Here is a 20,652-nt window from a genome sequence, read left to right on the forward strand (position 1 = left end):
TATTCACATGATACAGTCCAGTTTATAGCTAAGAAGTTCTTTTCAACGTTAGGTGTTTTATTGTTTTCAATACATGCACTTTTTGTGCTTTCGAGTGTATTAAAGTTTGAGATGATAGCAATTGCAGAAAATGAAAGAACTATAAAACATAGTATAAAAGACTTTTTTCTCTTAATATTCACACTATCATCCCCCCTAATCCTATTTTAATGATCAAAACTGTACAATAGCCAGCCATATAACCCCCTAACTCCATTCAAGTAACGCACCGTTTTGAAGAAGGATTAGATAGCAGAACTTAACCCAATAATTGAATTTTAATTCTTTTTTTCGTGGGACCTTTTTGTTGAATTTTCATAATGGAAAAGTCTTTAATTTCATTCGTGTTGTTGACGTGGGTTCCTCCACATGCTTGCTCATCAATATCATTTATTTGAACGATTCGAATTTCGTTAAGCGAAGCTGGAAGTAAATTAATGACCGTTTTAATTACCCCTTCTTTTTGCTCTGCTTCAGCTCTGCTAATTGTTAGCGTGTGAACATTATGGGGTTGTGCCAGTACCTTCTTTATCGATTGTTCTAATTGATTGAATGGGATTTCTTGTATTATTTCAGGAGAAAAAGACAGCTCTAATCTCGCATGTTCTTTTTCAATTTGACTGCTTGTAGCTAAAGCATTGTAATGTTGATAAAAATAACCTGAAATGACATGCAATAATGTGTGATACTGCATATTCTGATACCGCCAAGTCCAGTCAATCTGCATTTCAACTGATTGATTAATGTCCTGTAATGGTCGTTCTAGTTCATGAATCACTTCACCATCTACTTTTTTTACTGTTAATATAGTATAGGTTTCATCACCTTGTTTAATGATTCCCCGGTCACAAGGCTGCCCACCGCCGCCTGGATAAAAAATGGTTTGATCGAACACTACAAATCGGTCTTGTCTGGAAACGATATTTGCCGAACATTCTTTTAGATAACTATTCTCTAAATATCACTCTATCGTGGCCATTTTTTAGTTTCCTTGATATCCTCTACAAGCATGTCAACATGTTCTTTTTTCGTAGCCCAACTGGTACAAAATCTCACAGCACTGTGTGTAGCATCGACTTTTTCCCAGAAGGAGAATGAATACTTTTTGCCTAATTCCAAAATCACATCTTCCGGCAAGATGGGAAATTGCTGATTTGATGTGGAATCATATCGTAATGAAAATCCATTTTCAACAAATGCTTCTCGAATCATCATTGACATTTCCACGGCATGTTTAGAAATTTCATAGTATAGGCCGTCTTCAAATAAGGTTTCAAACTGGATCCCCAATAGTCTCCCTTTAGCCAGCATTCCTCCCCTTTGCTTGATGAAATAGCGGAAGTCCTTTTTCAGGGCATCATTCATGATGACTACCGCTTCACCAAACATTGCACCAACCTTCGTTCCCCCTATATAGAACACATCACATAGCCTTGCAACATCCGCCAAGGTTAAATCGCTGTCCTTCGAAGCCAAGCCATACCCTAATCTAGCGCCATCCAATACCAACGGCAAACCACATTCCCGGCAAACTTCACTTAATGCTTCCAATTCGGCTTTACTATAAGTCGTTCCATTTTCTGTAGGGTTAGAAATGTAAACCAAGCCTGGCTGTACCATATGCTCATGAGTAACATCATTCCAGTGAGCATCATATAATTCTTTCACCTGTTCAGCTTGAATTTTTCCATCATCACTCGGCAAAGTAAGCACTTTATGACCAGTGGCTTCAATTGCTCCTGTTTCATGTACCGCGATATGCCCGGTAATTGCAGCAACTGCACCTTGATGCGGCCGCAAAATTGAAGCGATAATAGTTGTATTCGTTTGTGTTCCACCCACTAAAAAGTGTATATCTGCATTTGCAGCATCACACTGTTTTCGAATGTAAGCTCTCGCTTTTTCACAGTGTTCATCCACTCCATATCCGGGTGTTTGTTCTTCATTGGTTTCTATTAATCGTTTCAGAATTCGCTTATGAGCACCTTCTGTATAATCATTTTCAAAACGTATCATCCTATAATCTCCCCAAACTATCCAATTTCTTCTGAATGAACATCATAGAAGCATGGATTTCTTTTATTTCGTTTTGTGATAATCCTTGGAATAACCTCACTAATTGTTCATCAGATCTTTCATTAAGTTGGTCAAAAAGAGTCAACCCTTCAGGAGTCAGCCGAATTAGACTAGTTCTGTTGTCCAAGGCCGAGTTTTCCTTCATAACCAGTCCATCTTTTCTTAACTTATTAATTATTCTGCTCATATAGCTGCGATCAATTTCCAGTTTATCAACTAAATTGTTTGCTATACACTGCTCCATCAAACCGATTTCTAAAATTACCCGTGCCTCAGTGAAAGAATATCCGGTATCCAAAATATGCTTATCCAACACACCAAGTATATTCGTATAAAATCTATTGAATTGCCGTATATCTGCAATGGTTTTTTTATTTATATTCATTAAAGACTTCCTTTTTAGTGGACTTTATCCACTAATACTTTATTGTGATTAGTGGACTTTGTCAACGTTTTTTTATAAATGTTTGAAGGTTCAATCGATACCCTTAGTTTGACCAATTTCAAAAAATTCACTTTTAGCTTGAACCTGATTTAGTTTACATTCTTTTAGGTTGATTGTTTCTTCTCGAGGAAGTTACAATACTTTAATTAGAAACACTTGTGCAATTTCCCACTTAAACTCCCCTCCCTCCATTGTTGAAGAAGGACATCCTTTGACCCATAACTTTTATCTGAGATTATCTAACACAGGATGAGTTAAGGTGCATAAAATAGGATTGTGATATTTAACTATATTTTTGAAAGGATGTAATATTGTGTATCCTCCTTACACTAACCCACACCAGCTCAAACAAGAAACATTGTCACAGGTTGGCCCTTGGGTACAGTATGGTTTAAACGAAGCTCAAAAAACATCTGTCCCTCATGCAATGATGGAAATTGCAGCTATTGCCTATCTGATGGGCAAAGGATATGATCCAAGGATGGCGCATCAAATAGTCGAATCATGGGAAGTTAATGAAATGTTTTAACTGCTGCAGCTTTAAAATAATGATTAATCAAAATGTCGTCTTTAATCCCGATATTAGCGTAAATAAAAAAAATCCATTTTGAAAAAGGATTTTTCAAAATGGATTTTCTTGTGAATTATTATTCAGTTTGATTATTTTTAGTGAGCCTTAATGATCTTCGCACCCGTTCGTTGTTTATGAAAATGAGCTGAAGTGCTTTACCCATACATAATTACTCAAGTACAGTATCTTTATAATTACACTTCAATTTTGCGAGGCTAATTTTAACATCTTACATGCTTGCGTTTAAAACCAAGCTTTCCTTTACCGACTTCTTTTTGAATACTTTCGTAAGCATTTAGAAAACTGCTTTTTTTCTTGTCCCGTTTGACTTCTACTATTCCTATTGCCTTTGCGGTCTCGACTGCCTTTTCATGGAGCGGCAAATATGAAATCCCCACGGTGTATAGAAAATTATTCATAGCGGATTTCGTTCGTTCTGGCGAATCGTGAATCGTATTTTTCACAAGGTCAAGCATATTGGAAATCTTGCTTTCTGAAAATTCAACGTCTAGCCGATTTCCTAAAAGCCAACAGTAGCAACTCCAGCCCGCTGACATTCTCAGCTCTTCACCGCTTGCAATCCATTTATCAGAAACTTCTTGTGCAATATCTGACTCTGATAAAGTTACAGCCACTACATAATCGGACAGCATATAAAAATACGCAGCATCCATCCAACGATCATAATCAGACTCGGTCATGGCTTTTGGGTCTGCAATAATGCCTGCAAAGTACATTGCATCATAGTTGCCTGTGGAATAAAGCTCTTCAGCTAAATGCTGATTTATTTTTATTTTCCTTACAATTGGTTTCATGGCGCCTGTAGCCACGCCAAAAAGAGGCTCATGCGCACCATTGGATATGTACATTTTTTTAGTTCGTTCCTTGCCAAGGGCTTCAAGCTCCTGCATGACCATTTCTAAATTCATCGTTTAGCACTTCCTTCTTTATGGAGTTTCCCCCTAATATTTGCCCATCAAATATATATCACCATTATCCTATAATAGACTGCCATTTGTCAGCACCGTCTAAGCACATGATTGTTACGCAGGAATGCACTTAATGAATGTTGGCACTTTATTCCGACTGATGGTAAGAAACAATGCCTTCTGATACAGTAGCTTAGAATCAGGGGATTTACCCTTTGTTTTTGTTCGATTCCACTGCCCCGTTAGCTCCATTAGAAAAAGAGCTGCCGAAGCAACTCCGTTATTTGAAGGTTCAAAAAGCTCTTTTTTCCGTACTGTTTCGATCAATTGTCTTAATTTTTTTAATGAAATAATAATGTTTGTAAAGGGCAAGCACGACCAATAAGATTTTCACTAATAGGATGTCCACATAAAATACAGAAATTACGATGAAGAAATCGGCAATTAAATTGATTCTGATTTTCTCTCTTCGAGTCATACCTTTTTTTTGCAGAAATGCTTCAACGTATTTTTCATATAATGAGGTGCTCTTGAACCAATTTTCAATCGACTTGGAACTTTTAGCAAAGCAAAAGGCAGCAAATAAGTAAAACGGACCGCCCGGCAGAACTGGTAACACAGTCCCTGCAATACCAATCAAAAGAGATATGGACCCAAGAAGAAAGAATAGGACACTTTTTACTTTTTTTATTGTCATCACCTTTTTATTTATATTCTATCCCCTTATAACGTAAAGAGGAAGTCTAATTGATTAGTATCTTCCTTTTTGTTCTTGAACTAACCTGCCCTTTAGTTATTAACAGGATATCTTACCAATTCATTCTTCTGTCGCAACATTTTTTAGACATCGCAGTGACTTTAATTAAATCCACATCTCAGCCTTAAATTCATTCATACAGCATTGTAACCACACCAGCATATTCCGACAAATTTTCTTTGGAAATATCCAATGTCTTAACTTCGGTTGTTCGCTGTCCGGAAATCTGAAGAAACTTATCTAGCTTTGAAAACATCAATCCAACAACCGACAATGACTTTGTTCTATAGTGCATGGGGATAGTAATAGTAGATTTCAATTGACGCATTACTTGAGTAGCTTCTATGGCATTAATCGTGACTGTACCTCCTACAGGAATGATGAGAATATCTACTTTTCCAATTTCATTTACTTGTTCTTCTGATAATAGATGCCCTAAATCTCCACAGTGACAGATAGTTAGATCGTCCATTTGGAAACGATATAAAATATTGGGGCCTCTCTTCTCGCCATTTACCTTGTCGTGAAATGTCTTAAACCCACTAATTCTTACATCTTCGCGGATGTATTCCTTCGGCTCATTCACAAGCAAGTAATCACCTGTTGCAGCTTGAATTTTATTGTGATCGAAATGATCATGTGTAACGGCAACTATATCTGGTTCAACGCTTGGCATACGGTAACGGATGAAGCGATAATATGGATCTATAAGAATCCTGGTTCCTCTTTCGGATGTTAGTAAAAAGGCAGAATGTCCAAACCATTTTATTTTCATACTAAAATTCTCCTTACTATGCAATTGATTTAAAATTATTAAAATCAAGCAACTTTTAAGGAACCTTGGATTTACAGTTAAAAATATATTCCATTTATTATAATTCTACTATTCATGTAATAGTCCTTCTACACCCTTCCCATAAGAAAAGAGATGCCTTAAAGACACCCCTTTTCTTCAGCTAACGCCCCCGTTAGTAAGTCCAATGAAGAATACTGGATCATGTCTTCTGCCCCCGAATCTCCTGATTTCGCTAATGGACTATTTTTAACAGCGGTTAACTTGGGAACGACAATTGGTGCTGCAGCAGGTGGATTATTCATATCAGAGCTGGGGACACAATACGTGGTATTCGTGGGTTTACTATCATTGATAGTAAGTTCGGTAATGATTTTCCTAAGAAACTACAAGTTTACTGCTACACAACAACTTTCTTGAGTATGAAAAGGCTAGGCATGCTCACTGCCTAGCCTGCTTGTAGATAAAAGGGGTTCCATCTGAATTTTTAAACAAAGTTGATTGGAGCGGGTGTTCGAGACTCCTGCGGGAAAAGCGCGTCCAAAGGAGACCCCGCAGGCGCAAGCCGAGGAGGCTCCCGGACCGCCCGCGGAAAGCGAGTGCCCTACGTTCCAATCAACGTTCATATTTTACACTCCCTCAAAAAAATGTAGGCCATCTTAATTAATATCGAGTTTGTCTACAGTCCGAGGCTAGGTAAGCCACTGCCTAGCCTTTTCAGCGATTCAGATTCCAATTTTCTACAATCCCCATCATAATGTTTATAATGAAGAAAAGCCGATATTCCTAAAAAGGAAATCGACTATTTCTACGCTTCATTTTGGAAGAGAGCGTTAAATATCAAGTTTACGGGTACTGAGCCATTTCACAATTTCAGGATCGTTATGAGAAAAGAACAAGCTCTCTTTCGTATCTAACGCAGCAATCTTCTCCATATCTTCTTGGCCCAATTCGAAGTCAAAGATTTTGAAGTTTTCGATGATTCTTTCCTTACGAACAGACTTTGGAATTGCAACGACTCCTCTTTGTGTCAACCATCGTAAAATCACCTGTGCCACAGATTTATTATACTTTTCAGCGATGGACACTAATATTCCGTTCTGGAACATGTTATTTTTTCCTTCAGCAAATGGACCCCATGACTCTATCTGAACATTGTTCTCTTGCATAAGTTTCGCACTTTCTATTTGTTGGTTAAAAACATGAGTTTCAACCTGGTTTACTGCAGGAATTACTTCATTGTGGATAATCAAATCCACTAGACGATCCATCTGAAAGTTACTAACTCCAATTGCCCTGATTTTTCCCTCACGGTACAATTCCTCCATCGCGCGCCAAGAACCATATACGTCCCCATATGGCTGATGGATTAGATACAAATCCAGATAATCCAATTGTAGTCTTTTCAGCGAATTTGCGAATGCGCTCTTTGTGCTCTCATAACCAGCATCCTGGACCCAGAGTTTTGTAGTAATAAACAATTCCTCTCGTGGCACACCACTCCGCTTGATTGCTCTGCCGACTGCTTCTTCATTTAGATAAGAGGCAGCGGTATCGATAAGACGATAGCCTGCCATAATAGCGTCATAAACGCTTTGTTCACATTCATTTTCATCTTGTATTTGAAAAACCCCAAAACCTAGTATCGGCATCTCAATACCATTGTTCAACATTACTTTTTGCATATTAAATCCTCCTGTTCTCATTAAATATCTGTTATTTCCCTGCTCTATTTGCGTATTCTGCCGGATAGCGATCTCCCGAAATCTCGATTTTCGAGAGCGCATCGTTCAAATCATTCAATTCCTCATGGGTCATTTCAACATCTGCTGCACCAAGATTTTCTTCAAGGCGCTCCAATTTCCGTGTACCGGGAATCGGAACAATCCATTGCTTCTGAGCAAGTACCCATGCTAGTGCTATTTGAGCGGGCGCTGCATCTTTTCCTACGGCAATCTTCTTTATCAGTTCGACCAATACCTGATTTGCTTCGATATTCTCAGGTTTGAAGCGAGGAACAACATTGCGGAAATCGGAACTGGCGAACGTTGCATCCTTATTAATTCTCCCAGTAAGGAATCCCTTCCCCAACGGACTGAAAGGAACAAATCCAATTCCAAGCTCTTCAAGGGTAGGCAGCAGTTCTTCTTCAGGGCTTCTCCACATCATTGAGTATTCACTTTGAATGGCAGTGAGTGGATAAACCGAGTGTGCACGACGAATCGTTTCCACCCCTGCTTCAGAAAGTCCCCAATGCTTAATCTTACCTTCCTTGATCAGGTCTTTTATTACTCCGGCAACCTCTTCAATTGGAACACTTGGGTCCACTCGATGTTGATAGTAAAGATCAATAGTGTCAACCTTAAGCCGTTTAAGTGAGCCTTCGATTGATTGCCTAATACGCTCCGGCTTACTGTCGAGCACCTGCTTGCCATTTTCCATTTGGATACCAAATTTAGTCGCGATAACCACTTTTCCCTTGAATGGAGCAAGCGCTTCTCCTAACAACTCCTCATTTACATATGGACCATATACTTCGGCAGTATCGAAAAAAGTAACACCTCTGTCAATTGCCTCATGAATCAGCGAAATCATCAACTTCTTATCCGAAGCAGGACCGTAACCATGGCTCATGCCCATGCATCCAAGTCCGATAGAAGAAACTTCTAAGTCACTTCTTCCTAATTTGCGTTTTTGCATTACTTATATTCCCTCCTCTTTTTTGATTGTCACTTTGCTTTTATATTTTATCCGCAACCGATGTGGTGTTAAGTTCACATTGGTGTCATTAAGAAAATCTGATTGTGTTATCATAATGTAAGAAAAGATCAATCATGCGCTGGTTTGGAGAACCTACGTGCAAGCCCGATAGTAATAGGAGTCAATTGCATTGGCAAGCGCAAAATACGGTAATAAGTTGTCCTGCTGCAGAACCCGTTACGCCCACTGAAGCAGCTGCTTTGTCTGAAATGACAAATTGAGATGTTCAACCTAAAAAACTGATAAGAGTTAGTCATGGTGCTTTTCAACTCCTTCATCTACTCCCTTATTATGCAATAAATAAATAAGAAACCCTTATACCATTCCTGCCAAATCATTGCCTAATCCTCTCACAACACTTAAACTCCAGAGCGATATGTATTAGAATGAAACTAGAAAGAATAAGGAAACAGGAGGTTTTTATGTCTGAACAAATCTATAAACAGCGGGCTGAGCTCACCAAACTCATTGAGAGTCACACAGGCAAGGACGGGTCTCATCCGACTGCTATTCCTTCTTTATTTTACTCTCGATTCTCTACTGTTACCGGTCCGAATTACGGAGTTTCCAAGCCTTCCTTATGCATTATCGTTCAAGGCATGAAGGAGGTATTACTTGCACAGGATCGCTATGTATACGGTCCAGCCGATTACCTTATTGCCTCTGTTAACTTGCCAATTACCGGAATAGTCACTGAAGCCTCTTCCGAAAATCCATATTTGGCACTCAAACTCGAATTTACACCAAACCAGATCTTGGAGGTATTACAGGATACTCAGCTTGCTGTTAACCAGAAAGAACATGCTAAAAGAGGCATGTATGTATGCCAAATAGAGTTATCTCTGTTGGACGCGGTAACCAGATTGGCCCGTTTGCTGGACAAACCTAATGATATACCGGTACTCGCACCTCTTATCACGAAGGAAATCATCTATAGGGTTTTACAAGGGGAGCATGGAGTTACTCTGGGCCAAATTGCGATAGAAGGAAGTTCCACCTATCAAATCGGCGACGTTGTCGATCATATAATGAATAACTATGACCAGTCTTTTCGGATTGAAGACCTTGCGGAAATTGCAAATATGAGCGTTTCATCGCTTCATAGGCACTTTAAAGAGGTAACGGCAATGAGTCCTATTCAGTTCCAAAAACAACTGAGGCTACAGGAAGCCCGTCGCCTATTATTATCCGAGTCAACAGATGCCACTGAAGCAGCATTCCGCGTAGGCTACGAAAGCCCATCCCAATTCAGCCGTGAATATTCCCGCTTGTTTGGTTTACCGCCAAAAGAAGATATTAACCGCCTGAAGGCAACATATGAATAAAAAAGTGCATTAATCTATTATGGATTAATGCACTTTTTTATTCTGGAAATTTTTATTTTTTTCAATATTCCTCTCTTTAAAACCTGTTGTCTCAAGCCTAGTTTTATCCTGCTTCTGAACAAATTTCAGAACATAATGAGTCCCACTGATATATATTCCCATGATAGCTAGATGATCTAGTAAAAACCCCATGGAGGAATCATAAAATTCCCAACCAAACGGATTATATATGGTTAACTTATTAAGCATCTCCCTCTCAAAAGAAGCCTGAACCCCATAAACAACAATCAACACCGCTATAACACGAAATGCAATGGTGCGGATACGGCTTGTGCCAGTAATTCCAGTCATCTTTCGTACTGAATTGACAATGGTTGCCCAGGACATTCCTATATGCACAGCCATGAAGATAAATCCCCAATATGAAGTCATAACATGTATCTGCAATAGAACCGTGTCATTGTTTATCGGACTAAAAGGTATTATGTCACGAGATATGGGCACAGAACTTATCAACACTACAGCCATGGATACAAGAAAAAGCAGATTGACCACTACGCTCACAATACGCCGTACATTGTGCTTTCCCTTAAAAATCGTCTTATACCATCGTCGATTTAAAATATTGTGGGTAATAAACAATAAACACAATACTACGCCTACCAGTTCATGTATTATATTTCCAGTAATCTGGTAAGCCATTGCAACTAACATCAGAACTGTCATAGAAAGGTCAATGACCAGCCGGATTAACATATTTCGATTCAAGAAGTTCTCCTCTTTCTAATTTTTATTTATCCCTAATTCGGTTTTCCGTCGAAGCTAACTCCCTATGTCTCTTCATTATAATGAACCATCAAAAGAACCTTCTGGAGAATTCCGGATTTTTCTTCTTCCATTAATCTGTTTCCATGCAATATATCCCGAGAGCCCTCCAGATCATCTGCCGCTTTTACCTCCCAGTGTTCTGTGGGGATACCTGCTATCTGGGATCCTGTATTGCCATCCTTTGATCCTGTAAACTCTCCAAGGTCAAAACTTTTCATTTCATCCATCGTGTTCACGAAGTCATCCCGTTCCTGGTTCGCGTGACAAGTAAAGCATCGACCGATTTCTTCCTTGTAATCCACCGACTTGTCTCCATTGAATTCCTGGTATAGCCAATCTCCATTACGCATCTCAGATGGGTTCCCATCAGCCCAGCCAGCGCGCTTTTCCATTACGAAGATTTCATCAAGATCTTCATCCCTATAGATTTCGAGTGTGATTATTGTGCCGTCAGGGATTGGCTGCCCGTTCTGCACCGCTTCGATCGCTTCCCTGCTCGTGTAGAGTTCCTCCCTGACATTTCCACGATTAACAGTCGTATAGTTTACACCCTTATCGTAGTTCTCAGGGAATTCAACCAATTCACGATTGGATTCTGATTGTTGTTCCTGTTGAGAAACCCCATTTCTGTCATTATTGCTGCTGCATGCTGAAAGAGTGTAGGACATGACCAAAGCCAGGGACATAAATAATCGTTTTTTCATCATTTTCCTCCTATTTTCTTTCCGAATTATTTCTATACAAAACTCGCAATCGTTCCAACCTGAATATCCCTATCTAGTACAATCACTTCAGCATATATGCAGTGAATTTGTAATTTGAATTCAATATGGCATTAGCCACATAAACACTATAAAAGTAATGTATTAATATAGAGGTATCCTCATTATGCTACAGATTAAAAAGCGGCCGCTGTCCTATTTCTCTTAAATCAATGCCTAATCCTCTTACGTTTCTATCTAACAATTTTGTATCATACTGAAAACGGATTGATTAATACAGACTCTAAATATCCAAAATAAGTAAATTAGGAGGGGTATCAACATTTGTATTTTACTCAGAGGTATTCAGGGGGCTTAAAGTTGAGCTTGTGAAGAAATGCATATAAGAAAAAGCTGCCTTAAAGACAGCTCTGCTCGTAAACTATTAGACTGATTAATCTTGTTCATCAAGTTCAATAAAATAATAATTAGATGTGCTGATTATCATCATTTAAAAAACCAATTGCACCAGCATCATGTAGACAATCGTTCCCCCCGCTATGGAGAGGAGCATCATTTTCTTCCAAAAGTGAAGCAGGGCAACCACCGCCACCCCAATAAATTCAGGGATGCCATGACTTCCCGATTGTAAGCTCACATCCTTTAAACAATATATGACCAAAAGCCCAATTACCGCGGATGGCAGCATTTTACCGAGATACTGTACATACTTCGGTGTAGGTTTACCTGATGGGAAAACGATGAAGGGAAGAAACCTTGTAAGCATTGTACCTAAAACAACCATCGCAATTGTAATGATTTGCTGCGTTAAAGTCATTGTCATATGGTTCTCACCTCAACTTTCTCTAACGGCTTTCTAAGTAAGGTAAGTACCCCTAAAATGGCAAACATGGCAGGGATAATGAAATTGCTTCCGCCAAAAATAATCAGGCAGACAGCTGACAGCCCAAGCCCAGCGAGAGCACTATGATGTTTTTTCTCTTTCATCCATTGTTCAATGAAAATCACGACAAAGAGAGCCGTCATAACAAAATCGAGTCCTTCCGTATTGAATTTGACAAAAGAGCCAAAGATGCCGCCAATCGCTGCTCCTATCACCCAATAGCAATGGTTGAGCAGTGTCACGAAAAACATGAACCAGCCCTTATCCACATCCTTCGGTACATCAACTGTACAATTGATGGAAAAAGACTCATCGCAAAGCCCAAAAATCAGATACAGCTTTTTCTTACCAGTCCCCCTATATTTATCAAGCATGGATATGCCATAAAACAAATGCCGTGCATTCACCATTAAGGTTAGAAAAAGGGCGTTAATCGGATTGAACGCGACAAGCAATAAATTGGCTGCAATAAACTCCATCGATCCTGCAAATATCGTTAGACTCATCAATATCGGGTAAATCGCGCTGAACCCTAATGAATTCATAAAGATCCCATAAGCGATGCCTAAAAATAAAAAGCCTGCCAAAATGGGCACTGTGTACGGAAAAGCCGCACGAAATGCTGATATCATTTGAGTTCGTTTTTTCATATAAATCACATCCTGATGGCTAAATTTATTTAAACTTAACATACAAAATCCGTACAAAAAACAAGTTAATTGTATGGATTACAATTAAAATAAAATTCCCCCATTTCATCAAAATGGGGGAGTCTGATAGGCTAATCACCTTATATTCTTTTAAAGCCGACCGTTTCAATATTAGAATTCCATACAAAAAATGATATGATTGTATGGAATAAGTCTAGGAGAGGTGAAGTATGCCAGTAAATTCATTTGACAATTATCCTATGTCTTGGAAACCTGATAAGAATGCATTAAAGCGTCCTTTTTATAAATCTCTCGCATCATTACTTGAACAAGATATAACAAATGGTTTTTTAGCACCTGGAACAAAGTTGCCCCCGCAACGAGAATTGGCAGATTTTCTTGACTTAAATTTCACTACGATTACCCGTTCCTACAAAATGTGCGAGGTAAAGGGATTGATATATGCCGTTACGGGAAGCGGAACCTTTGTGGCTCCCAATGCCACTCGTTCCATAACCATTTCCGCGGATAAAACGGCAAACAGCATTGATCTTGGTTTTGTGGCATCTTTTGAGCAAACCAATGATATCGTTTCAGAAACTTTACAAAAAACCGTGAACAAAAGCTATTTGGAGCAGCTGCTGAATTACAACGATCCGACTGGTATTCCACATCAAAAAACAGCAGCTCTAAACTGGATGGAATCTTTCGGCATTCACGCGGATCAAGAGCATATAGCAATCGTTTCCGGTGCCCAAAATGCATTGGCTGTTGCCCTCGCTGCTTTGTTTGAGCCTGGTAATAGAATTGCAACCGACTTATACACCTATTCAAACTTTATCGAGCTGGCAAAGATGTTTCATATTAAGTTAGTGCCCATTCCCGGAGACCAGTTTGGAATGCTGACAGACGAACTTGAAAAGCAATGTTGTCAAACAAATATTGACGGCATATTTCTGATGCCCTCTTGCAACAATCCAACCACAATCATGATGTCGGATATTCGAAAGCAAGAATTGGCTGCGGTCATCCGAAAGCATCGTTTAATTTTGATTGAGGATGATATTCATGCATTTCTGACGGCAGGCATTATCTCCGACTACCGGCAGCCGATGTTCCATTTGCTTCCGGAACAGAGCGTTTATATTTGCGGCACCTCTAAGTCAATATGTTCTGGATTAAGAGTTGCCTATATGGTTTATGGGGATGCCTTTCGCGAGAAAATTTCCCAGGCCATTTTCAACATTAATGTAAAGACCTCTTCTTTTGATGCAGAGGTTATCACAGAGCTAATCCTATCAGGCAAGGCTCATGAAATTGTTTCTCATAAGAAACGGCTTGCACAAACTGCAAATGATATTTATTCGGAATATTTCCCCTTAAGAAAGGATGTCGGACATCCTCTCAGTTTATATCGTTGGCTTCCAATTAAAGGGCATAATGATGCGTTACTGCTGGAAACGGATTTGAAAAGGCGCGGTATTCGAGTTTTTCATTCCAACCGTTTTCAAAGCGGGCAGACCACCCCTGATATGTATTTGCGTATTGCACTTTCTTCCACAAACTCATTCGATGAGTTAAAAATAGGATTAGAAATATTAAAACAGTATCTAGGCTGATTTAAGTCTAGTAAAAAAAACATTCTAGTTGATTGGATCGGAAGGTTCGAGACATCTGCGAGAAAATTGAGTATTAGGGAGATCCCCCAGGCGCAAAAGCGCCGAGGGCGAGCCACCCGCCCAAAGCGAATGCCTAGAGTGGAAATAAATGTTCAAGTTTTGACAACTTAATTATTATCGAGTTAGTCTACAAATCTCCGGAATGGTCTCACCCCGGACCATTTAAATGAAGACCCGTTTATCCTTCATGAATTTTCACTTTTCGATATGGTATGAACCCTTATTAGATTGAAGAAATTTGCGACACTCCTGCCGAATAACTGGCTAGCCGAGACCCCACAGCCGCTTGCGGTGAGGAGGCTTGGCAGACAGTCGGCGGAAAGGGAGCGGATTTCTTCAATCAATTCCGAACGTTCTTTAATAATTGCAGACAGACTCAATTATCTACAGTTGGAGCCCGACCAATAAAGGTCGGGCTATTTTATGCTTTTTTTAGCAGAAGCCGCTCATTCCCGCCTTAAAAACAAATACATCCAATAATGATTAAGAGTATAAACAAAACGACTATTAAGGCGAAACCTCCACCAAAACCAAACCCGCGGTCAAAACCCTGTTCACAACCTGACATATATAAACATCTCCTTATTTTTAATGAGGAATAAATGGGCTATATCATCTTATGCTCCAATCAGGAAAATGACAGCAACAGTCTCCATCTCCAATGTGATAAAGTTACATTTTTAATTTGACATTCACGAATCAGTTATCCATGTTTAACCTCTGCAATATTATTTGAACTGGACAACATTAATAAACATAAGATGGAAAATACAATTTCATTCATTCCGATCCTAAATGATAACTATAAAATGTACTGAAAGAGGAGATGTTTTTTTGTATCCGAATGATTATTATTATCGAGTAAACAACTGGGAACCTATTTTATATATGTTGCACCAAAGTTTATATGCTGAAGAAATGGTATGTGCTATGAGTAGTGAGCTTTTCCATATACCTGAAACCAAAGATTTAAAAGGAAGTCGCGAGATGCATAACCACTTAATCCCTGCTTCATATCACCGTGTAACCGCAGTGGGATCAGCCCAAAGGCTAAAAAATGGTGAGCAACAGCAAACCATTATAGAAACAATGACAGCTTGTATAATAAACGCTGAAACCCAAGATAAAAAAGTAAGTGAAGGATTAAAAATAATGGAGGAAAATGCAAGACCTGAATATATAGCCTTTATTAAAGTGATTATCAAATGGCAAGAACAAGCAGAATCCTATTTAAATCAAGCAAAAGAAGCTTTACGATCTATGGGGGTTTCATTTCCTGTTGGAAGTGAACAGCAGAATTATTAATATATTATGATTCTACAAAAATCTTCAAACAAGTTATTTGAATTTTAAAACTTCAAACACATATACCCCCTTCCTAGTTTAGATGGGGTTTTCATTTCTAGCCCTTAACTATCCTGCCCCTTTTCATAAGAAAAAGCTGCCTAAAGACAGCTCCAATCTTAAGCAAAACCCAATTATAAAGTGAATTTTCCACCATGATAACAAAAGTAATTTTCAGCTTCAAGATTTTTAATCTTTCTTAAAGACTGTTCTGCCTCCTCTACATTTAGACAAAAGTGTGGATTAGCAATGATCAATTCATGATTCTCTTTAATAGCTGCGTCACCTGTTATTACACTTTTTAAACTTGGAAAATATAATGAAATATGCCCTGAGGTATGCCCTGGTGTTGCTACTACTCTACATTCGTTATCCAATATCAAATCACCATCATGTACCTTTTCATCAATTGAAACATGCTTCAATTTCTTTAATTGTTGTATAAACCATTTACCGAATTCGATTTCTTGAATTGGCATATTTCCTAGCATTTCTTCGGCTTGAACCAATCTCTCTGACTTCATTTCACCACTAATATATTTTGATTCCACTTCACTGGCTATAATGTTAATCAAAGGATACTTTTCCTTGAAATCATATAAGGAACCTATATGATCAATATCATAATGAGTAATGATTATATTCTTTAAATTCTTCATTTCATAACCACTTTTTATAATTTCATTTTCAATTAAAGGTAAAAATTCAGGATACCCTGTATCGACCAAGGTTAGTTCATTCTTCAATATAATCAAGCTAGGATTAATGTGATTTTTTTGCCCATTAAATTCAAATTCAATTGGCAGTTCTATTATCTTCATTTTTTCTCCTCCTCACCTACTAAAGAGGTAATAGTAGCTCTCGTTTTAGTTCATTAAGAAACCCAGCATGGATACAAAGAAAAGAAATAATGAGACAACAACGTACCTCAAAAAACCTCCTTTTCTATCTTTTTGAGGTTCCTCTAATCCTGTTATTAACAAAATTGCCGCCAGAAACAACATAGAATATGGCATCAACTCAACACTTCCAGTAATTAGCTGATATGCATATAAAGCGACTACAATTATTGCTAAGATGATTTTAACTATTTTCAACAATATATTTCCCCTTAAGTACAATTTTTTTTAATCATACCATTTAACACCTTTTCATTGTGTAGAAAATGGAAATTCCTTCATTCACTAACCCACTTTTCTGCACGAAAAAGCCGACTGGTTTTTTAATAAAACCAATCGGCTATATGGGCTTTTAATTTATTTGAATGTTACGCATTTACTGCTTTACGGGCCTGGCTTGCATGTAATTTTTTCATTGCAAATCTTGCTATCGGCTGTGCGATCAAAACTTCAACCCAAAATGCGATGAAAAAGTTACGTGGCCAGTCATAAAAGAACGTCTGAATCGGCTCCAAACTAATTTCCCTCATGCCAATCCAAGATCCGATAACCGTCAGTAAAATGGACAGAATGGTTACGCTGAATAATATCGTGAATAACACTCTTGCATTAAAACCGTCCGTAGGTTCAATAAACTTTTTTACGAGTTTATTAACTAGAGGATTTACAACAAGTGTTACTAATAAAATGACACAAATCCATACAAATGGAATTACCCGTAAGGTTTCCAAATACACTTCTTTACTGAATCCAAATTTAAATCCCATAATAAGTGGTGCGATAATGTTGACTGAAAGTATTGATATAATCGCTAAGAATAATACAAAGTCTTTTCCATTTCGCGGTAATCTTGTTTCATCGTGCATATGATCATCCCCATTAAAAATATTTCAGATGGCAGACGTATCGTGAGACATATATTTTTGGTCAATAAAAAAGACCAATATCTCTACACACTGATATAACAATTTTAGCACCTTTTTTTAATGAAATTCAAGGCTTAATATTAGCTATCCTGCACCATAAAAAGTCTGCCGCAGTAACCTTACTTACTGCAAACAAATCACAAGACAGCAGGACACATATACCCCGATTCAGTTAATTACAAAAATTCACTTGATATTCTTTTAGTTAAAAAGCACAAAATAATATCTGAAATTTCACACTTCTTCTAATGATTCTTAAATGCGAAACCTGTATACTTTTCTCATGTTAGTTTTTGTCACATCAACAGGCATATCATATAACACTATGAATAGGAGTTGAGTGTAAATTGTCTACATATCTAGAAAGTCATGCTTTAGAAGAGGCGGAGTTCCACCATGTTGCGGATTTGGATGAATCTTTGAAGCCGAGATCAAAAGAAGATAGGACGGTTGGCCCGATATCCTATACATTCATGTGGATTGGAGACGGCGTCAATTTAGGGAATATGACACTTGGGGCCAGCTTGGTCGTAGCGGGAACCGCAACGTTGAATATCATTCAGACTTTTGCTGCAGCTGCCATAGCCATCGCCATCATTTCCGTGATTTTCGCTTTAAATGATAGGATTGGATACAGGACGGGTATTCCCTATGTTGTTCAGCTCAGAATGTCCTTCGGGATGAAAGGTTCCATTATATCATCACTTTTGCGCGGTATTCCGGCCATCATCTGGTACGGTTTTCAAAGTTGGATCGGCGGTACCGCTTTAAATGAAATCGTGAAGGTCATTACGGGTGGTGCATTTGATAATGCCGTCATTTGCTTTGTCGTGATTCAATTGGTGCAAATTGTACTTTCGCTGTATGGCTTCCATGCCATCAAATGGGTGGAAATGCTTGCATCCATCGTTATCATGCTAGCGCTAGTCTATGTATTTGGCATTCTGCTTACATCACATAGCGAGGTCATCGCGGAAAAATGGGTGCACGCTGAAGGCTCATGGGGCCTGCCGTTCTTTGCTTTCATCATGATGTTTTTAGGAAATTATGCGGCTATCTTTTTAAGCGCAGGAGACTATTCAAGAGAGCTTAAGTCTGGCATCAGTGATGCAAAACGAGGGTTTTTATACTTTTCGCCCATTTTACTAGCATACGGTTTCGTACTGACTATCGGTGTAATGCTTGCTTCCGCTACCGGCATTTCCAATCCAGTTAAGGCGTTTGCAATTGTCGTGGATAATCCTTATATCACTGTAGGCGTTTCAGCATTTATCGTCATAGGTGCAATTGCGGTAAATATGGTTGCCAATATCATTCCGCCAACATATGTCATTACTTTGCTTACAAAGTTGAAATATAAGGTTGCCGTTATCATAACCGGAATTCTTGCCTTTTGCTCATTCCCTTGGGTGCTTGTACAGGATTCTTCGGCGAAGGGCCTCGGTTTGTTCATTCTGATTTATTCCGCATTTTTGGGTCCGATCGTTTCGATTTTATTAGTCGAGTATTATATATTAAGAAAGCAAAAAATGAATGTTGCCGATTTATACAAAGAGGATGGGCCATTTGCAGGATATAATCCATGCGCGCTGCTCGCCATGCTTATCGGCGCCGGCGCTGCCTTTATAAAAGTCGAGCTGGCCTGGATCATCGGCGTTGTTGTGGCGGGCATTGCCTATATTATTCTGATGAAGTTCGCCTTTAAGGATTCTAGTTTCAAAAAGGGGACGATATTCGAGAATGAGTTTTAACTTATTGAAAGGGATACTACTCAAGATGGCAGTATCCCTTTTTTAAGTAAGGTTGATTTCAGGAATTATACATTTGACCATTTTTGTAAGTGAATGTATGGTTTCCTTCTTTTTTCAATAAAACCGGCATGTACTGTGCGACCATTTCAGCAATTCCGAGATTAAGTGGATGAAATATCCAATCAATGGATTTCCAATCAAGAATGCCTTCCCGCGTTTTTTTCGGTGTTTCATATATTAAATCCTCATCAGCCATATACAAATATACATATATTCCATCCAATTCACCTTCTGGAGTCTCCCAGGTTACCGTTCCTTTAGAAAAAAAGGTCTCTACCTCTATCCCCGTTTCCTCAAATACCTCACGCCGTGCACCAATATCAGGTGTTTCACCTTTCTCGATTTTGCCCCCCACCCCGTTCCAAACACCCATAATCGGAGCTTTCTCCCGGTTAAGCATGAGAAGTTCATTATTCTTCTTTACAAAACAGACTGTATACTTAAACATTTATTAAGTGACCCCTTTATCGTTAATTAACCCCACACATGGCTGTGACGAATGTGGACCATAGAGAGGTCGCTGTACCAATCATACAAATTACAGCTAGATAAATCCCGAATTTATCTTTTTGGATTTTTTGTTTTTTATAAAATAGGAATGTCAATGAGAGTGCAGCTAAATATAGAAAAATACTTAACCCTGTTAATCCGGTCAAGTAATATATAGGCGATATCTCCACTATAGTTCGGTCCATATAATAGGAAAGATCCTGACCATATATCCCTAATACTGTCGCTAAAACAAAACTGCCCACTATTAAAACATTGGCTAATCTCAAATCATCTGCCTCAAGCAATAAATTATTAACACACTCTCAAATTTTAACAATGAATAAAGAATCCGTAAACGCTCTCGACAATGTATGAGCGCACTACCCATTAGTTCCAATTCTTCTATTAGCGCAAAATAATTACTTCACTCGTGAGTTTGGGCGATATATTTGTGAGTTTGATTGATATATACGAGAGTTTGGGCGATAAACTCGTGAATTTGAGCGATATATTCGAAAGTTTGAGCGATATATACGAGAGTTTGGACGATATACACGTTAATTTACACTATTTACTCGTACTTTGCTCTGTTTTACTCATGAATTCGCACTTTACTCGTGAGTTTAAGCTATTTACTCGCGAATTAGCATTATTTACTCGTGAGTTTTGCTGTTTTACTCGCGAATTTGCACTATTTACTCGTGAATTCGCACTTTACTCGTG

The 20,652-nt window shown here is 38.6% G+C and carries 24 protein-coding genes and 1 pseudogene; 6 read left to right on the forward strand and 19 right to left on the reverse strand.

From position 1 onward, the window contains the following. Positions 1 to 298 precede the first annotated feature (298 nt). The 4 genes and pseudogenes from ABOA58_RS22555 to ABOA58_RS22570 form a co-directional block, all read right to left on the reverse strand. Positions 299 to 766: an alanyl-tRNA editing protein gene (locus tag ABOA58_RS22555; protein ID WP_350302945.1), complete on the reverse strand. Its 468-nt coding sequence runs from the start codon at positions 764 to 766 to the stop codon at positions 299 to 301. Continuing rightward, positions 761 to 967, reverse strand: a pseudogene (locus tag ABOA58_RS22560) (alanine--tRNA ligase-related protein); the annotation flags it as partial. The pseudogene ABOA58_RS22560 and the gene ABOA58_RS22555, both read right to left, overlap by 6 nt. A 38-nt stretch (positions 968 to 1,005) precedes the next feature. Further along, a complete protein-coding gene (locus ABOA58_RS22565; RefSeq protein WP_350300108.1) occupies positions 1,006 to 2,055 on the reverse strand; it encodes a threonine aldolase family protein in 1,050 nt (349 codons plus the stop codon). A 1-nt stretch (position 2,056) separates the two neighbouring features. Further along, on the reverse strand, positions 2,057 to 2,500 hold the full coding sequence (locus ABOA58_RS22570) for a MarR family winged helix-turn-helix transcriptional regulator (RefSeq protein ID WP_350300109.1): 444 nt from the start codon (positions 2,498 to 2,500) through the stop codon (positions 2,057 to 2,059). A 373-nt stretch (positions 2,501 to 2,873) separates the two neighbouring features. Here ABOA58_RS22570 and ABOA58_RS22575 point away from each other — a divergent pair, with 373 nt between their 5' ends. Beyond that, positions 2,874 to 3,089, forward strand: a complete 216-nt coding sequence (locus ABOA58_RS22575) for a hypothetical protein (RefSeq protein ID WP_350300110.1) — start codon at positions 2,874 to 2,876, stop codon at positions 3,087 to 3,089. 263 nt (positions 3,090 to 3,352) lie between these two features. Here the strand turns inward: ABOA58_RS22575 and ABOA58_RS22580 are convergent, their stop codons facing one another. The 3 genes from ABOA58_RS22580 to ABOA58_RS22590 form a co-directional block, all read right to left on the reverse strand. Further along, positions 3,353 to 4,060, reverse strand: coding sequence for a DNA alkylation repair protein (locus tag ABOA58_RS22580; RefSeq protein ID WP_350300111.1), 708 nt, complete (start codon positions 4,058 to 4,060; stop codon positions 3,353 to 3,355). Positions 4,061 to 4,352: 292 nt separating this feature from the next. Further along, positions 4,353 to 4,757: a YbaN family protein gene (locus tag ABOA58_RS22585; protein WP_350300112.1), complete on the reverse strand. Its 405-nt coding sequence runs from the start codon at positions 4,755 to 4,757 to the stop codon at positions 4,353 to 4,355. Positions 4,758 to 4,947: 190 nt separating this feature from the next. Continuing rightward, positions 4,948 to 5,592, reverse strand: coding sequence for an MBL fold metallo-hydrolase (locus ABOA58_RS22590; RefSeq protein WP_350300113.1), 645 nt, complete (start codon positions 5,590 to 5,592; stop codon positions 4,948 to 4,950). 222 nt (positions 5,593 to 5,814) lie between these two features. On the opposite strand from ABOA58_RS22590, the gene ABOA58_RS22595 reads away from it, so the two are divergent. Next, positions 5,815 to 6,030 carry a hypothetical protein gene (locus ABOA58_RS22595; protein WP_350300114.1) on the forward strand — a complete coding sequence of 72 codons (216 nt, stop codon included), beginning with the start codon at positions 5,815 to 5,817 and terminating at the stop codon, positions 6,028 to 6,030. A 413-nt stretch (positions 6,031 to 6,443) separates the two neighbouring features. Here the strand turns inward: ABOA58_RS22595 and ABOA58_RS22600 are convergent, their stop codons facing one another. Further along, complete coding sequence (locus ABOA58_RS22600) at positions 6,444 to 7,295, reverse strand: aldo/keto reductase (protein WP_350300115.1); 852 nt, start codon at positions 7,293 to 7,295, stop codon at positions 6,444 to 6,446. A 31-nt stretch (positions 7,296 to 7,326) separates the two neighbouring features. Next, entirely contained in the window at positions 7,327 to 8,310 is a 984-nt protein-coding gene (locus ABOA58_RS22605) for an aldo/keto reductase (protein WP_350300116.1), read from the reverse strand. Between the two features lie 482 nt (positions 8,311 to 8,792). Between ABOA58_RS22605 and ABOA58_RS22610 the strand changes: the two genes are divergently transcribed. Then, positions 8,793 to 9,695: an AraC family transcriptional regulator gene (locus ABOA58_RS22610; RefSeq protein WP_350300117.1), complete on the forward strand. Its 903-nt coding sequence runs from the start codon at positions 8,793 to 8,795 to the stop codon at positions 9,693 to 9,695. A gap of 24 nt (positions 9,696 to 9,719) precedes the next feature. On the opposite strand, the gene ABOA58_RS22615 is transcribed toward ABOA58_RS22610, so the two are convergent. From ABOA58_RS22615 to azlC, 4 genes are all read right to left on the reverse strand, one after another. Then, positions 9,720 to 10,463 carry a DUF4405 domain-containing protein gene (locus ABOA58_RS22615; RefSeq protein WP_350300118.1) on the reverse strand — a complete coding sequence of 248 codons (744 nt, stop codon included), beginning with the start codon at positions 10,461 to 10,463 and terminating at the stop codon, positions 9,720 to 9,722. 62 nt (positions 10,464 to 10,525) lie between these two features. Continuing rightward, positions 10,526 to 11,227, reverse strand: coding sequence for a cytochrome P460 family protein (locus tag ABOA58_RS22620; protein WP_350300119.1), 702 nt, complete (start codon positions 11,225 to 11,227; stop codon positions 10,526 to 10,528). A 508-nt stretch (positions 11,228 to 11,735) separates the two neighbouring features. Beyond that, a complete protein-coding gene (locus ABOA58_RS22625; RefSeq protein WP_350300120.1) occupies positions 11,736 to 12,068 on the reverse strand; it encodes a branched-chain amino acid transporter permease in 333 nt (110 codons plus the stop codon). Continuing rightward, the gene (gene azlC / locus ABOA58_RS22630; RefSeq protein WP_350300121.1) at positions 12,065 to 12,820 is read right to left on the reverse strand and encodes an azaleucine resistance protein AzlC; all 756 of its coding nucleotides are present in this window, start codon (positions 12,818 to 12,820) and stop codon (positions 12,065 to 12,067) included. The genes ABOA58_RS22625 and azlC overlap by 4 nt, the downstream gene beginning before the upstream one ends. A gap of 188 nt (positions 12,821 to 13,008) precedes the next feature. Here azlC and ABOA58_RS22635 point away from each other — a divergent pair, with 188 nt between their 5' ends. After that, positions 13,009 to 14,397: a PLP-dependent aminotransferase family protein gene (locus ABOA58_RS22635; RefSeq protein ID WP_350300122.1), complete on the forward strand. Its 1,389-nt coding sequence runs from the start codon at positions 13,009 to 13,011 to the stop codon at positions 14,395 to 14,397. Between the two features lie 517 nt (positions 14,398 to 14,914). Here the strand turns inward: ABOA58_RS22635 and ABOA58_RS22640 are convergent. Then, the gene (locus ABOA58_RS22640; protein WP_350300123.1) at positions 14,915 to 15,025 is read right to left on the reverse strand and encodes a YjcZ family sporulation protein; all 111 of its coding nucleotides are present in this window, start codon (positions 15,023 to 15,025) and stop codon (positions 14,915 to 14,917) included. Between the two features lie 266 nt (positions 15,026 to 15,291). On the opposite strand from ABOA58_RS22640, the gene ABOA58_RS22645 reads away from it, so the two are divergent. Then, the gene (locus tag ABOA58_RS22645; protein ID WP_350300124.1) at positions 15,292 to 15,762 is read left to right on the forward strand and encodes a hypothetical protein; all 471 of its coding nucleotides are present in this window, start codon (positions 15,292 to 15,294) and stop codon (positions 15,760 to 15,762) included. Between the two features lie 173 nt (positions 15,763 to 15,935). Here the strand turns inward: ABOA58_RS22645 and ABOA58_RS22650 are convergent, their stop codons facing one another. From ABOA58_RS22650 to ABOA58_RS22660, 3 genes are all read right to left on the reverse strand, one after another. Beyond that, the gene (locus ABOA58_RS22650) at positions 15,936 to 16,622 is read right to left on the reverse strand and encodes an MBL fold metallo-hydrolase (protein ID WP_350300125.1); all 687 of its coding nucleotides are present in this window, start codon (positions 16,620 to 16,622) and stop codon (positions 15,936 to 15,938) included. A 45-nt stretch (positions 16,623 to 16,667) separates the two neighbouring features. Further along, positions 16,668 to 16,898: a DUF3953 domain-containing protein gene (locus ABOA58_RS22655; protein WP_350300126.1), complete on the reverse strand. Its 231-nt coding sequence runs from the start codon at positions 16,896 to 16,898 to the stop codon at positions 16,668 to 16,670. A gap of 170 nt (positions 16,899 to 17,068) precedes the next feature. After that, positions 17,069 to 17,566, reverse strand: coding sequence for a hypothetical protein (locus ABOA58_RS22660; RefSeq protein ID WP_350300127.1), 498 nt, complete (start codon positions 17,564 to 17,566; stop codon positions 17,069 to 17,071). A gap of 407 nt (positions 17,567 to 17,973) precedes the next feature. Here ABOA58_RS22660 and ABOA58_RS22665 point away from each other — a divergent pair, with 407 nt between their 5' ends. Next, positions 17,974 to 19,377 carry an NCS1 family transporter gene (locus tag ABOA58_RS22665; protein WP_350300128.1) on the forward strand — a complete coding sequence of 468 codons (1,404 nt, stop codon included), beginning with the start codon at positions 17,974 to 17,976 and terminating at the stop codon, positions 19,375 to 19,377. Positions 19,378 to 19,435: 58 nt separating this feature from the next. Here the strand turns inward: ABOA58_RS22665 and ABOA58_RS22670 are convergent, their stop codons facing one another. After that, complete coding sequence (locus ABOA58_RS22670; protein WP_350300129.1) at positions 19,436 to 19,885, reverse strand: NUDIX hydrolase; 450 nt, start codon at positions 19,883 to 19,885, stop codon at positions 19,436 to 19,438. Between the two features lie 22 nt (positions 19,886 to 19,907). Next, positions 19,908 to 20,216 carry a hypothetical protein gene (locus ABOA58_RS22675; RefSeq protein ID WP_350300130.1) on the reverse strand — a complete coding sequence of 103 codons (309 nt, stop codon included), beginning with the start codon at positions 20,214 to 20,216 and terminating at the stop codon, positions 19,908 to 19,910. Positions 20,217 to 20,652: the final 436 nt, after the last annotated feature.

The sequence above is a fragment of the Peribacillus frigoritolerans genome (assembly GCF_040250305.1).
Classification (GTDB): Bacteria; Bacillota; Bacilli; order Bacillales; family DSM-1321; genus Peribacillus.

Excerpts from the sequence above, each read along its gene's own strand:
- ABOA58_RS22555 (WP_350302945.1), bottom strand. The coding sequence starts at position 766 with ATGCAGATTGACTGGACTTGGCGGTATCAGAATATGCAGTATCACACA.
- ABOA58_RS22565 (WP_350300108.1), bottom strand. The coding sequence starts at position 2,055 with ATGATACGTTTTGAAAATGATTATACAGAAGGTGCTCATAAGCGAATT.
- ABOA58_RS22570 (WP_350300109.1), bottom strand. The coding sequence starts at position 2,500 with ATGAATATAAATAAAAAAACCATTGCAGATATACGGCAATTCAATAGA.
- ABOA58_RS22580 (WP_350300111.1), bottom strand. The coding sequence starts at position 4,060 with ATGAATTTAGAAATGGTCATGCAGGAGCTTGAAGCCCTTGGCAAGGAA.
- ABOA58_RS22585 (WP_350300112.1), bottom strand. The coding sequence starts at position 4,757 with ATGACAATAAAAAAAGTAAAAAGTGTCCTATTCTTTCTTCTTGGGTCC.
- ABOA58_RS22590 (WP_350300113.1), bottom strand. The coding sequence starts at position 5,592 with ATGAAAATAAAATGGTTTGGACATTCTGCCTTTTTACTAACATCCGAA.
- ABOA58_RS22595 (WP_350300114.1), top strand. The coding sequence starts at position 5,815 with ATGTCTTCTGCCCCCGAATCTCCTGATTTCGCTAATGGACTATTTTTA.
- ABOA58_RS22600 (WP_350300115.1), bottom strand. The coding sequence starts at position 7,295 with ATGCAAAAAGTAATGTTGAACAATGGTATTGAGATGCCGATACTAGGT.
- ABOA58_RS22605 (WP_350300116.1), bottom strand. The coding sequence starts at position 8,310 with ATGCAAAAACGCAAATTAGGAAGAAGTGACTTAGAAGTTTCTTCTATC.
- ABOA58_RS22610 (WP_350300117.1), top strand. The coding sequence starts at position 8,793 with ATGTCTGAACAAATCTATAAACAGCGGGCTGAGCTCACCAAACTCATT.
- ABOA58_RS22620 (WP_350300119.1), bottom strand. The coding sequence starts at position 11,227 with ATGAAAAAACGATTATTTATGTCCCTGGCTTTGGTCATGTCCTACACT.
- ABOA58_RS22625 (WP_350300120.1), bottom strand. The coding sequence starts at position 12,068 with ATGACAATGACTTTAACGCAGCAAATCATTACAATTGCGATGGTTGTT.
- azlC (WP_350300121.1), bottom strand. The coding sequence starts at position 12,820 with ATGTTAAGTTTAAATAAATTTAGCCATCAGGATGTGATTTATATGAAA.
- ABOA58_RS22635 (WP_350300122.1), top strand. The coding sequence starts at position 13,009 with ATGCCAGTAAATTCATTTGACAATTATCCTATGTCTTGGAAACCTGAT.
- ABOA58_RS22640 (WP_350300123.1), bottom strand. The coding sequence starts at position 15,025 with ATGTCAGGTTGTGAACAGGGTTTTGACCGCGGGTTTGGTTTTGGTGGA.
- ABOA58_RS22650 (WP_350300125.1), bottom strand. The coding sequence starts at position 16,622 with ATGAAGATAATAGAACTGCCAATTGAATTTGAATTTAATGGGCAAAAA.
- ABOA58_RS22660 (WP_350300127.1), bottom strand. The coding sequence starts at position 17,566 with ATGCACGATGAAACAAGATTACCGCGAAATGGAAAAGACTTTGTATTA.
- ABOA58_RS22670 (WP_350300129.1), bottom strand. The coding sequence starts at position 19,885 with ATGTTTAAGTATACAGTCTGTTTTGTAAAGAAGAATAATGAACTTCTC.